13 protein-coding genes are annotated in these 11,650 nt (G+C 62.8%); 3 read left to right on the forward strand and 10 right to left on the reverse strand.

What is annotated here, in order from left to right; all coding sequences use genetic code 11:
- Positions 1–104: 104 nt before the first annotated feature.
- Positions 105–935 (forward strand): methyltransferase domain-containing protein, encoded by an 831-nt coding sequence (locus AC2FNA_RS05085; protein WP_496824974.1) that lies wholly within the window; start codon positions 105–107, stop codon positions 933–935.
- Between the two features lie 171 nt (positions 936–1,106).
- Here AC2FNA_RS05085 and AC2FNA_RS05090 read toward each other — a convergent pair whose 3' ends face one another.
- Positions 1,107–2,660: a phytoene desaturase family protein gene (locus tag AC2FNA_RS05090; protein WP_496824976.1), complete on the reverse strand. Its 1,554-nt coding sequence runs from the start codon at positions 2,658–2,660 to the stop codon at positions 1,107–1,109.
- A gap of 56 nt (positions 2,661–2,716) precedes the next feature.
- On the reverse strand, positions 2,717–2,926 hold the full coding sequence (locus AC2FNA_RS05095; RefSeq protein ID WP_496824977.1) for a hypothetical protein: 210 nt from the start codon (positions 2,924–2,926) through the stop codon (positions 2,717–2,719).
- A 160-nt stretch (positions 2,927–3,086) separates the two neighbouring features.
- On the opposite strand from AC2FNA_RS05095, the gene AC2FNA_RS05100 reads away from it, so the two are divergent.
- A complete protein-coding gene (locus AC2FNA_RS05100; RefSeq protein WP_496824979.1) occupies positions 3,087–3,911 on the forward strand; it encodes a GNAT family N-acetyltransferase in 825 nt (274 codons plus the stop codon).
- A gap of 173 nt (positions 3,912–4,084) precedes the next feature.
- Here the strand turns inward: AC2FNA_RS05100 and AC2FNA_RS05105 are convergent, their stop codons facing one another.
- The 7 genes from AC2FNA_RS05105 to AC2FNA_RS05135 form a co-directional block, all read right to left on the reverse strand.
- Complete coding sequence (locus tag AC2FNA_RS05105) at positions 4,085–4,465, reverse strand: hypothetical protein (protein WP_496824981.1); 381 nt, start codon at positions 4,463–4,465, stop codon at positions 4,085–4,087.
- 38 nt (positions 4,466–4,503) lie between these two features.
- Complete coding sequence (locus AC2FNA_RS05110; protein WP_496824982.1) at positions 4,504–5,517, reverse strand: endonuclease/exonuclease/phosphatase family protein; 1,014 nt, start codon at positions 5,515–5,517, stop codon at positions 4,504–4,506.
- A 4-nt stretch (positions 5,518–5,521) separates the two neighbouring features.
- Entirely contained in the window at positions 5,522–6,202 is a 681-nt protein-coding gene (locus AC2FNA_RS05115; protein WP_496824984.1) for a TerB family tellurite resistance protein, read from the reverse strand.
- Positions 6,203–6,242: 40 nt separating this feature from the next.
- On the reverse strand, positions 6,243–6,737 hold the full coding sequence (locus AC2FNA_RS05120) for a GNAT family N-acetyltransferase (RefSeq protein ID WP_496824986.1): 495 nt from the start codon (positions 6,735–6,737) through the stop codon (positions 6,243–6,245).
- Positions 6,734–7,336, reverse strand: coding sequence for a VOC family protein (locus AC2FNA_RS05125; RefSeq protein WP_496824987.1), 603 nt, complete (start codon positions 7,334–7,336; stop codon positions 6,734–6,736). Before AC2FNA_RS05125 ends, AC2FNA_RS05120 begins: the two co-directional genes overlap by 4 nt.
- Before the next feature lie 130 nt (positions 7,337–7,466).
- Entirely contained in the window at positions 7,467–9,596 is a 2,130-nt protein-coding gene (scpA, locus tag AC2FNA_RS05130) for a methylmalonyl-CoA mutase (protein WP_496824988.1), read from the reverse strand.
- Complete coding sequence (locus AC2FNA_RS05135) at positions 9,562–10,557, reverse strand: hypothetical protein (protein WP_496824989.1); 996 nt, start codon at positions 10,555–10,557, stop codon at positions 9,562–9,564. The genes scpA and AC2FNA_RS05135 overlap by 35 nt, the downstream gene beginning before the upstream one ends.
- A 108-nt stretch (positions 10,558–10,665) precedes the next feature.
- Here AC2FNA_RS05135 and AC2FNA_RS05140 point away from each other — a divergent pair, with 108 nt between their 5' ends.
- Positions 10,666–11,112 carry a DUF4174 domain-containing protein gene (locus AC2FNA_RS05140; protein ID WP_496824990.1) on the forward strand — a complete coding sequence of 149 codons (447 nt, stop codon included), beginning with the start codon at positions 10,666–10,668 and terminating at the stop codon, positions 11,110–11,112.
- 16 nt (positions 11,113–11,128) lie between these two features.
- Here the strand turns inward: AC2FNA_RS05140 and AC2FNA_RS05145 are convergent, their stop codons facing one another.
- Positions 11,129–11,650 (reverse strand): hypothetical protein, encoded by a 522-nt coding sequence (locus AC2FNA_RS05145; protein ID WP_496824991.1) that lies wholly within the window; start codon positions 11,648–11,650, stop codon positions 11,129–11,131.

Below are 11,650 nucleotides of genomic sequence, written 5' to 3' on the forward strand. Positions count from 1 at the left end.
AGAAGCGAGCATACGCGAGACCCGTGACACGCCGCCATGTTGGTTACAACGTCAATCCAACTCCGACGCTTTAGCCTTTCACAATCAATGGAAGCGACAGAAACATGAATTTTGAGGAGAAGGTCGCAACCCACTATGGCCATGGTAATCTCACAGCTGCAATTCGCAGTGGCCTGCAAGCTCAGGGTATCACACCGGAACAAGCAAGTGTCGAAGACCTCGGCCCCGTCGATGAGTTTCACATTGGCGGGCGCGCGGCAACCGTTCACTTCTTCGACCAAATTGATCTGTCCGAAACAAGCAAAGCGCTCGACATTGGCTGCGGTTTAGGTGGCGCGGCCCGCTATGCCGCACACACCTTCGGTTCACAGATCGAAGGCATAGACCTGACGCCGGAGTATGTCGAAACCGGTGACGCCTTGTGCCAATGGGTGAACCTTTCGGACAAGGTAAACCTCTCGGTCGCGAGCGCTCTCTCCATGCCTTTTGAGAGCGGCGATTTTGATGTTGCCTACATGATGCATGTCGGGATGAACATCGAAGACAAACATACACTCTTCAAGGAGGTCGCCCGGGTGCTGAAGCCTGGCGGGACGTTTGCCATCTACGACATTATGAGGTCGATTGATGAAGACCTTGTCTATCCTGTGCCCTGGGCGTCGTCTGCTGAGACATGCTGTTTGACAGACCCGGCAACCTATCGCGCTGCGCTTGAAGAAGGCGGGTTCTTGGTGCGACAGGAAAACGACCGACGGGACTTTGCGATTGATTTCTTCGCAAAGATGAAAAAGGCAAACATAGGTAAGAAATCTCCGCCACCGCTGGGATTGCATGTCCTCATGCAGCAAACGACCGCAGAGAAAATTCCCAACATGATTGCCAACCTGCAAGCGGGGCGCATCAAACCGGTCGAGATGTACGCCGTCAAACAGTAGTTTCGTCAAAACCTAACCGTCCATTCAACCGGCGGAAAGAACCGTTTGTGGCGCATAGGTGTTGGCAAGGGGTTTGTGTTCGGTGTGCGGGACGAAGCGAGCGTTGAAATTTGCAGACCGAAAGGCTGCTATTGCAGCCGTTCCATGGTGATATCGCACAAAAATCACAACCTACTTAGGAAGTTCGCGCCAGACCGTCGGATCAATGCTGGCCGCAGCGAAGATTCCGCCCCATAGCGCTCCGGGAATGCCCGGGCTCAAGACGTCCTGACCTGAAAGGATGAGACCCGGCACCGGGGTTTTTGCCTGGAGTGCGTCGCTCAGCACGCGTTCGGGGGTGACGTCTATGCCGTAGAAACCGCCGTGATGATGTCCCGTGATCGCCTCGGTGGAGAGGGGCGTCGATAGGTTGCGAAACACCACGAGCTTGGCGAGGTCAGGGAAATATGTCTCGAACTGCTCGAACAGGATATTCTCGACCTTTTCCTTGAACTCCCGGTAGTCCTCGCCTCGCGCACCCGGCTCCAGCCCGGCCCATTTCTCCACCACCGACCAGTCGGCCCAGGCAACGATCTCCCCCGCGTATTTCCTGGACGGGCCGGGATCGTGGGCGGAGTCCTTGAGCGAAACGAAGGAAACGAACATGCCTTCGGGCGGATTGTCGGGCGCGTCCGTCCAGAGGACGTCAACTTTTCCACTGGGGTATATCCAGTGGTTTGAGCGGGTCGCCCCGGCACCCTCGATATCGCCCTCGAACCCCATGAACAGGCTGAAATGGGCGACCGAGTGCGGTAGGGCGTTGATTTCGTCAATCCACTCCTGGTGTCCGCATCCCTCCGGAAGAAGATGGTTTACGGTTTCGCGCGCCCCTATATCGGAGATCACGAACCTGGCGCGGATTTCCTCTCCGTCTGCCGTGCGCACGCCCACTGCCCGCCGATCCTCGATGACCAGCGTTTCGACTTTGTTGTTTGCCCGCGCCTCTCCGCCGGCCTTCGTGATCGTCGGCAGGATGTGCTCGGCAATGGCAGCGCCACCACCCTCCGGATACCAGGCGCCACTCTCAAGGTAGGACCCGGTGATCAGGGCATGCATTGCAAAGCTTGCTTTACTTGGTCTGCCTCCGTGGTCGAACCATTGAGCGGCGAAGACTGCGGCGAGGTCGGGGTTGTCGGTGATCTCGTCAATCACCTCTTGCGTCGTCCGCTTGCACCAGCGGTCGATGGCATGGCTGTGCCACCACTTCATCGCCGAGCCGATGATTTCGGGCATAGCGCGGGTCGAAGTGGCCGTGAACGACGCTTGCCGACCATCCCTGAGCGCGGCGATCCAAGCCTCGATTGCCTTGGCCTCGTCCGGAAACCGGTCTTTTAGATCGCGCTCTTGCGCCTCCCATGGTCGGGACAGGGACAGCGGTGCGGCGTCTCCGATATGCAAGTTATCGTAAATGGAGCCCATAGAGGCGAACTTAATCGGCGTGTCTGCCAGCCAGTCGAGCATGTGGCGCTCGCGATCTTCCGGGGCGAGGCAGTTGAGGTAGTGGATGCCCGCATCCCAAGAGAACCCTTCCATGGAGAAACTGTGGGTCAGCCCGCCAAGCGTCTGGTACTGCTCCAGTAAGAGTACCTTGTGCCCGAGCTTGGACAACGCGGCGGCTGCGGCCATGCCCCCCATGCCCGAGCCGATGACGATGGCGTCCAAACCCTTGTCTTCAGAGGTAGCCAAATCTGCTCTCCTTTGTATCAAAATGGTTAGGCTAGAAAATCTGTCTGCGCGTAAGGCTAACGATTGGTCGCAACATCCGACTTGATCGCGATCAATTTAGTTGTTGGGCCCAGTTTCTCGCTTCGCCGTGCCACCGCCATGTGCGGCAGGGCTTTCAGGTAATTCAGTAGCTGTTGCGGTTTTCGGTCATTCAAACTTCGTGCGGCGATGGCAAATAAGGGCTCTTTCCCGACCTTCTCTGCACCGCAGGATGCGCCAAAACCCATACGTTTCTGTCACAGGTAATAACGACCGTTTTTGGCCGGGAGGTTTTGTCTAGGGGTTATTGCCCACTGGGCAGCATTCAAGCAAACAAGCCGGGTCGCGGGATCGAGTTTCTTGGCTAAGCCTGGCCGAACGAAATCAAGTGACTCCCCATCTTGGGCCATGCAAGAGTTGTTTATGGCAACAGCGAACAGATACTTCGGGAACCCGGACCAACAGGCACTCGAACGCCGAGCCGATCTTCTATGGCAGATTGTCAAGGGTGATCCGCGCTATTCATGCCACGGGCGTGCGGTCGCCTTGATCGAAGACGGCGCTGAAGATGTCGATCTTCAAATCGCACTGGCACGGATGCAAGGTGTCGGCCCATCTCCACGCCTAACCCCGGAGGTTATGCAGTCCCGCAAGAACGCAATTGAGGAGGCTGGCCTTGTTACCGATGTCTATGAGCATTGGACCGGAGATGCTTCTTCAGTCTCAATTGCCAAAGAACTGCTCGCCCACCGTACATTTCCAGCCGAACTCGCTGTCATGGAGGTCGGAGCGGACACCTCAAACGAGGAATACGAGAAGCTAGACGCTTTAACTCAATCCTGTGGAGTGCTGTTGCCTGCCTCAAACTTCCTGTGTGGTGACGAGCGGCCTGCGGTTTGTTTGTATGCAAGAACAGTGGAAGGCGAAGCGGTTGGTGTGGCCGCTGCGATCGCAGAGAATCCTTCATCGTCATCGGAAGCAGGCAGAGTGTGGTGGGGCATGCTTTCGACGGCCGAACACTGGCGCGGGCGCGGTATTGCCAAACTCCTCGGCGCGATGACATTGGTCGCCATGGCAGAAAGGCAAAGCGTGCAATACTTCGGAACAGGCATTCGTGCTGGAAACACTGGGTCGGCGCGACTGTGCGAGGGTCTTGGATTTTCACCCTCAGGTTTGCTGGACTTGATGGCGATTGATCCTGTCACGATGTCGGGCGGACGAATGACCAAATAGCTTTCGGTCCCCACACATTGTTCCAGGCAACCACATTTCACGAAATTGCCAAAAACCCACATGTTTCTGTAATGGACAAGAACCACCGTTTTTGACACTGGACCAGAGTTCCAACCACGGAAACCTTGCGGCAAGCGCCAGGTTTGTCCTCACCCAGTACCTGTGGCACCTGTCTAGATATCTGTCATCCCCGGCGGGGTCGGCTCTACAGGTGCAACCGGCTGCGCCTCGGGCAAAGGTGTTTTGCGGCGGATGAGGATGTCGCCGTTGGGAAGCATCTCGGGCATCTCATAGACCGACCAGTCCTCGACCCGCTGAGCCAGATCGGCCAACGCCGGACCCATCTGTTCGAGGAAACTCAACACCGAGGGGCCGACGCTACCCGCCATGTCGCGCAGGTCCCTGAGCGCCGGTTCCATCTCCTGGCTCAACCCTTTGAGAAACAGTTCGGCTCCGCGTTCCATCAGCGAGCGGCCTTCCTCCTCGTCCTGCGCGGCGGCGGAAAGCGGGGCGGTCAGCATCAGGCCAAGGGCGATGAAAAGGATCGGTTTCATATGCCCAAGATAGGCATTCACGCGCGCAATTTCAAAGCTCAGATGTCGATATCCAACGACACCGGGAAATGATCGGACGCGGTCAGCAGCGCCTCGCGCAGCTCGACCATCTGCCAGCATTCGGCATCGTCGAACGGATGCCAGATGCGCCAGGCCGGACGCCGCGCCATAAGGCCCCGGCTGATCATCACGTAATCGAGCAGCGCCGACAGGTACCGCCCCTCGCCCGGCAGCTGGAACCGCGCCGTCGCCGGCAACGGCCCCGGGCGCACCTGCCGCGCCTTGTCGGCATGCGGGTCGTAGAGTCCCGCCTCAAGCAGGATCTCGACAGAGGAACGGCCAAAGAGATGTTCGAACTCGTCAAGACCGGGCCCGTCGTTCAGATCGCCCAGCAATACCACCTCGTCGCCGCGCGCCAGATGATCCTCGACCCGCTCGCGCAGCCAGATCGCCTGTGCCAACTGTTTGCGCCGGTTCAGGATCGAGATGCGGATCGCCTCGTCACGGGATTCGGCCCCGTGCGGCGCCTTGGATTTCAGATGCGCCCCGATCATGCGGAACCTAGTGCCCGTGGCGGTCTTGATCTCCAGTTCCAGCGGCGGTTTGGAAAAGCGCACCAGATCCTCGGTCGCGTCGATATCGAGGTCGATCCGGTAGGTGCCGTCGAACCGGGGCGGTGTGGCGCTGCCGCGCTTGCCGGTCTCCTCGCCCAAGGGATCGTGCCGCGCCTCAAGCCGGGCCGGATCGTAAAGCAGCGCCAGTTCCTGGTGTGTCTCGTTGACAAAGCCCATCGCTGCGGCGCGGGTTCGCAGGTCGAATGCTTCGGCAAAGGCGGTCAGCGCCCGAACCGTGTTCTGCGTCCGCCCGGTATTGGGCGCCTCGATGATCATCACCGCATCGGCGTCAAGCGCAGTCAGCACCTTGGCAATCGCCTCGACCTGCTGGGCGCGGGTGACATCGTGGCGCCCCGACCAGCGGTCATCCACCAACAGCCGGTCATTGCGGTCGAACAGGTTGGCGAACCACTCGATATTCCAGGTCGCCAGCCGCATCGCCCTAGACCCGCGCGCCGTTGAGTTCGTCCCAGGCGCGGTTGATGTCGATCATCTTCTTTTCGGCCAGGCGGATCGCCTCTTCGGGTACGCCGCGTGCCATCATCGCGTCCGGGTGTGTCTCGCGCACCAGCTTGCGCCAGACCTTGCGGATCTCGGGCATCGGCATGTCCGGCGACACGCCCAGCACCGTATAGGGATCCTTGGGGGCATCGGGTACGAAACGGGCACGCAGGGCATGGAACTGGCGGTCGGTCTGCCCGAATATCTGCGCCACGTCGGCCAGGAACTCGTTCTCGCCCGGATGATAGAACCCGTCTGCCATGGCGATGTGAAAGAGCCCCTCCATCAGGTCACACAGAACGGTGCTGTCCTCGGAGAACATGCCTTTGATCTTGCGGGCATAATCCTGATAGCCGGCAACATCGGTGCGGGCCATGTCAAAGACTCGCGCCGCGCCTGCCTCGTCGGCGCGGGCGATCTGGAACACCTCGCGAAAGGCGGTCACCTCGTCACGCGTGACCCGGCCATCGGCCTTGGCCATCTTAGCACCCAGTGCGATCACGGCGATGGCAAAGGCCACCGATTTCTCGGGCGGCGTGCGCAGGCGTTCGAACACGGCGCTCAGGCTTTCGCCCTGAGCCAGCGCGCTCAGCGCGTCGGTTATGCGGGTCCAGAGTGACATGGCGCCACACTAGCGCCTTCGCCCGGCGGTGTCAGGTGCGTCAATTTGGGTCAGCATCGAGAATTTTCTGCATCAGGATCAGGTCGAGCCAGCGCTCCTTCTTGTACCCGACCTGCGGCAGGCGCCCCACCTCGGCAAAGCCCAGTTTGCCATGAAACGCCACAGCACCCGGATTGGCGCCCGAGATACCTGCCACCAGCACATGCACCCCCTGGGCGCGGGCGACGCGCTCCAGTTCCGTCATCAGGGCGCGCCCCGCCCCCTGCCCCCGCGCGCCTGGGTCGAGCAGGATCGAATGCTCGCGGGTGCAAGCATAACCGGGCCCGGCACGAAACGGGCCATAGGTGGCAAAACCCAGAATCGCACCCGCCGCTTCGGCCACCTGATAGGCGGGCGCGCGGGCGGCGATATCACCGGCCACAGCCTCGGGCCTGCGCAATTCGGTGGTAAAGGTCACCAGCGTGTCGCCGATGTAATGATTGGCGATCCCGGCGATATCAGCCGCATCCTGCGCCCGCGCCGGCCGGACCCTCACGCCAGCACCCGTACCCCGTGCGGGGTGTCGATCTCGGCGCGCAGGCCCGATGGCCCGCTCTCGAACACCACCCTCTCCAGCGCTCCGCACAGCGCTGCCAGCGCCCGGGCCTCGGGATGGGTCACCACCAGTCGGCGCAGCGCGCAGCCCGAGGGCGCCAGCATCGCCGCCGGATGCAGATCGCCCTGCCACTCGATCAGCGCCGGAAACCGGTCGTCATAGGGCAGAACGCCGCTTGCCGGAACCGCCATCCGCCAGCTGAGCGCACCGCGCTCCAGATCGACGATATCCCCCGCCCCCGCCGGCGCCGCGCTCAGGGCCGCCTGCAGATCGGGCACCCGGCAAATCCAGTTGTTCAGCCGCGCCGGGCCCGAAAAGCGGTCCAGGTCGAACCAGCGCGGCCGCTCCGGCCCCGGCGCGCCGGGGTCGATGGCAATCGCCTCCAGATAGAGCCCGTCCGCCAGGCCCAGAAGCGTGTTATGGGTGCCAAACCGCGCATGCTGGCCACCGGGTTGCATCGCCACCCCCAGCGCCGCCTCCACATGCGCCTGCGCCGCCTCCAGCGTCTCGCCCGCCACCGCGATATGATCCAGTTCCATCACCATCCTCCTGCCTGGGCAGAGACTGACAGCAAAAAAGCGGCAAGCCAACGCCTGCCGCTTCTTTCTGGTTCGAAATACTCCGGGGGGAGGCCGCAGGCCGGGGGGCAGCGCCCCCTAGCCCCTGCCCTCAGCCCGCGCGCGCGTCGCGCACCAGCTTCAGGATATCCTGTGCCGCCTCGGGGATATTGGTGCCCGGACCAAAGATCGCCTTGACCCCGTGATCATAGAGGAACTGGTAATCCTGCTGCGGAATGACCCCGCCGCAGATCACGATGATATCGCCGGCACCGGCCTTTCTCAGCTCTTCGACCAGTTGCGGCGCCAGCGTCTTGTGGCCCGCCGCCTGGCTGGAGATGCCGACCACATGCACATCGTTGTCGATGGCATCCTGCGCCGCCTCGGCGGGGGTCTGGAACAGCGGGCCCACATCGACGTCAAAACCAATGTCGGCGAAGGCGGTGGCGATCACCTTGGCGCCCCGGTCATGGCCGTCCTGGCCCATCTTGACCACCAGCAGACGCGGGCGGCGGCCCTCTTCCTCGGCAAAGGCCTCGATCGACTTCTGGATCGCGGCAAAGCCCTCGTCGCCCTCATAGGCCGCGCCATAGACACCGGCCAGGGTCTTCACTTCGGCGCGGTGGCGGCCGAATTCCTTTTCCATCGCCATGCTGATCTCTCCTACGGATGCCCGGGCGCGAGCCGCCTCGACGGCCGCTTCGAGCAGGTTGCCGCCTTCCTTGGCGCGGCGGGTAAGCTCGTCGAGCGCGGCGACACAGGCCGCCTCGTCGCGAGTGCTTCGGATACGCTCCAGCCGGGCGATCTGGGCGTCGCGCACCGCCATGTTGTCGACGTCGAGAATGTCGATCGGGTCTTCCTTGTCCTTGCGGTACTTGTTGACGCCAACGATCACCTCTTCGCCGCGGTCGATCATCGCCTGACGGCGGGCGGCGCTTTCCTCGATGCGGAGCTTGGGCATGCCGCTGGCCACGGCCTTGGTCATGCCGCCCATCTCCTCAACCTCCTGGATCAGCGCCCAGGCTTTCTCGATCAGGTCGTTGGTCAGGCTTTCGACATAGTAGGAGCCCGCCAGCGGGTCGACCACCTTGGTCACGCCGGTCTCTTCCTGCAGCACCAGCTGGGTGTTGCGCGCGATGCGCGCCGAGAAATCGGTGGGCAGCGCAATCGCCTCGTCCAGCGCATTGGTATGCAGTGACTGGGTGCCGCCCAGCACCGCGCTCATCGCCTCATAGGCGGTGCGGATCACGTTGTTATAGGGGTCCTGTTCCTGCAGGCTGACGCCCGAGGTCTGGCAATGGGTGCGCAGCATCTTGGAGCGTTCGGATTTGGCGCCGAACTCGGTCATGATCCGATGCCAGAGCGTGCGCGCGGCGCGCAGCTTGGCAATCTCCATGAAGAAGTTCATGCCGATGGCAAAGAAGAACGACAGGCGGCCCGCGAACTTGTCCACGTCCATCCCGGCCTCGATGGCAGCGCGCACATATTCGCGCCCGTCGGCCAGGGTATAGGCCAGTTCCTGCACCAGGTTCGCCCCGGCCTCTTGCATGTGATAGCCCGAGATCGAGATCGAGTTGAATTTCGGCATGTGATCGGAGGTATAGCCGATGATGTCCGAGATGATCCGCATCGAGGGCTCGGGCGGGTAGATATAGGTGTTGCGGACCATGAACTCTTTAAGAATGTCGTTCTGGATGGTCCCCGACAGCACCGATCTGTCATGGCCCTGCTCCTCGCCCGCGACGATGAAACTGGCCAAGATCGGGATCACCGCGCCGTTCATCGTCATCGAGACCGACACCTTGTCGAGCGGGATGCCGTCGAACAGGATCTTCATGTCCTCGACGCTGTCGATGGCAACACCGGCCTTGCCCACATCGCCCACCACGCGGGGGTGGTCGCTGTCATAGCCGCGGTGCGTCGCCAGGTCGAAGGCGACCGAAACGCCCTGCTGACCGGCGGCCAGGTTGCGGCGGTAGAAGGCGTTCGATTCCTCGGCGGTGGAGAAGCCGGCATATTGCCGGATGGTCCAGGGGCGGCCCGCATACATGGTTGCCTTGACGCCGCGGGTGAACGGCGCAAAGCCCGGCAGCGAGGCCATGTGCGGCAGGTCCGCGGTGTCCTCGGCGGTATAGAGCGGCTTGACCCCGATGCCTTCGAGCGTGTTCCAGGTCAGGTCGTCAACGGGGCGTCCGCGCAGCTCTTTCTCAGCCAGCGCTCGCCAATCGTCGGTCTTGGTCATTGCGTTTTCCTCTTGTCAAATCGGGGGTTGGCGGGGTTTGCCCCGCCGTTTTCTTGTTCAGATCGTCGACCAGCCAGGCCAGGCCATCAGCCCCGGCGGCCAGCCACATCAGGTCGTCGGCATAGGCCTCGCGCAGGGCGGCGGCCTGATCCGGGGCGAACGGGGTCCAGCGCCCCTCGCCCTTGGGCAGCTGCGCCGCCAGAGCGGGAGGCAGCAGGCCGCGCAGCGCGGCCAGGTCCGGCGTGGGGTTCAGGCGCTCGCGGCTGTGTTCGCGCGGCGCCGGGCGACCGGTGACGGTGGCCAGCTGCGCCTCGGGGCGCCCGGCGAAGATTTCGAACGGCAGCACCCAGATGCGCGCGCCCGGTAGGGCGCAGGCGACATCGGTGATCACGTCGCGCCAGCCGCGCGGATTGCGCGCGATCCAGTCCAGCGCCACCTGCGACGGCAGGCCGAAGCCGCGCGCCAGACCATAGCCCAGCGCCGAGGCCCACCACAGATCCTGAGACCGGATGTTGAGCAGCACGTCAGTGACCTGCCCGTCAAAGGCCTGGCCATAGCGCGCCAGCCGCTCGCCTGCCGAGGGATAGAGTGCCGCCTGGCGCAGGTTCTCGCGCATCGAGCCCAGCATGTTCTCTTCGCTGACCAAGAGCCGCCGGGTCCCCGAAAGCGCGCTGCGGGACAGGTTCAGGCGCACGCGTCCCACGGCGCGGCGGCACGGGTCGCGGCCGGTGGCGATGGATGGTCCGGGCAGGATGCCGCGAAACAGGCCCGTGCGGGTGCGGTGCGGCCCCCAGAAACCGGTGCCGTCGCGGGCCAGACGCTCGGCGTTCTGGCGCATGTAATGCTGAAAGGTGGTGGTGGCGCAGCGGTGCGCGCCGAGATGCAGGATAACGTCCATGGCTTCGCCTTTCTGGCCGGCCATGCGGGCCGGTCGCGGGTTGGGGAACGTGACGACAGTCATGCCGAACCCCTGACGAAGCGATTAACGTTAAACTTTTTGAGGCCCCCGCACATCTGGACAGTCGCAATCGCGCCGTCCACGTCTATATTGAACAGGACAGGAGACCGCATGAAACGACTATTCGCCCTTGTTTTCCTTGCCTTACTTCCGGTGTCGGGTTGGGCCGCGGATGCCGCGCAACCTGCCGAGCAGGACCTCATCCGGCCCGCCGGTGACAGCGATTTGAGCGAATTTTTATGGATAAAGCGGCCCATCGTCGTGTTTGCCGATACCGATGCCGACCCACGGTTCCACCAGCAGATGGAAATGCTGCGCGACGGGCTGATGATGCTGGAGGAGCGCGATGTCGTGGTGCTGACCGATACCGATCCGTCGGCGCGCGCACCATTGCGGCAAAAGCTGCGTCCGCGCGGCTTTGCGCTGGTGGTGATCGACAAGGATGGCGGCGTGAAGCTGCGCAAGCCCACGCCCTGGAGCGTGCGCGAGCTGACCCGCACCATCGACAAAATGCCGACCCGCGAACAGGAAGTGCGCGAGCGGCGCGGTCTGAACTGAGGCGCGCGGGCGGCCATCACACGTCCCCCCGGGCAAAGAAGACTTGCCGCCGGTCCCTGTCGAGGATCACCAGCGCGTTGTTTTCCGGAGCAAAAACCAGCAGCGCGGCAGGCGATTGCAAAGCGCCCAGATAGGCCGATTTGCTGGCCTCGTCCATGCAGGCGCGGGCGCTGAGGCCCGAGGCCAGGATGCCCAGGCCCTTGGGCAGATCCGCCGACATCACCGCCTGCGAGACCTGATCGGGCGTCTCGCCCTCAAGGTCAAAGGCAACGATGGCCTCGCGCGACAGTACCGCCAGCCCATCTCGCAGGGTCGAAACCGTGCGCACCTTGGTTTGCAGGATATCGGCCGGGGTGGCAAACACCCCGGCGGTGCATTCCAGCTTGGACTCGAAATAGAGTGTATCGCCCAGCGGCATCCAGCCGCCGAGCTGGGCACGCACCTCGGCCTCGCGGTCCAGCGCACAGGCCGCCAACCCGATCAGGGCCAGCGCGGCGAACGACCGCGATGCGCGAGGATATGTGCGTGCCCCGAACAT

It is taken from the genome of Ruegeria sp. YKSD163 (assembly GCF_059612905.1).

What these genes read in the sequence shown, in the direction of transcription:
- AC2FNA_RS05085 (WP_496824974.1), top strand. Translation starts at nt 105, where the DNA reads ATGAATTTTGAGGAGAAGGTCGCAACCCACTATGGCCATGGTAATCTC.
- AC2FNA_RS05095 (WP_496824977.1), bottom strand. Translation starts at nt 2,926, where the DNA reads ATGGGTTTTGGCGCATCCTGCGGTGCAGAGAAGGTCGGGAAAGAGCCC.
- AC2FNA_RS05100 (WP_496824979.1), top strand. Translation starts at nt 3,087, where the DNA reads ATGCAAGAGTTGTTTATGGCAACAGCGAACAGATACTTCGGGAACCCG.
- AC2FNA_RS05135 (WP_496824989.1), bottom strand. Translation starts at nt 10,557, where the DNA reads ATGACTGTCGTCACGTTCCCCAACCCGCGACCGGCCCGCATGGCCGGC.
- AC2FNA_RS05115 (WP_496824984.1), bottom strand. Translation starts at nt 6,202, where the DNA reads ATGTCACTCTGGACCCGCATAACCGACGCGCTGAGCGCGCTGGCTCAG.
- AC2FNA_RS05110 (WP_496824982.1), bottom strand. Translation starts at nt 5,517, where the DNA reads ATGCGGCTGGCGACCTGGAATATCGAGTGGTTCGCCAACCTGTTCGAC.
- scpA (WP_496824988.1), bottom strand. Translation starts at nt 9,596, where the DNA reads ATGACCAAGACCGACGATTGGCGAGCGCTGGCTGAGAAAGAGCTGCGC.
- AC2FNA_RS05140 (WP_496824990.1), top strand. Translation starts at nt 10,666, where the DNA reads ATGAAACGACTATTCGCCCTTGTTTTCCTTGCCTTACTTCCGGTGTCG.
- AC2FNA_RS05125 (WP_496824987.1), bottom strand. Translation starts at nt 7,336, where the DNA reads ATGGAACTGGATCATATCGCGGTGGCGGGCGAGACGCTGGAGGCGGCG.
- AC2FNA_RS05145 (WP_496824991.1), bottom strand. Translation starts at nt 11,650, where the DNA reads ATGTTCGGGGCACGCACATATCCTCGCGCATCGCGGTCGTTCGCCGCG.
- AC2FNA_RS05105 (WP_496824981.1), bottom strand. Translation starts at nt 4,465, where the DNA reads ATGAAACCGATCCTTTTCATCGCCCTTGGCCTGATGCTGACCGCCCCG.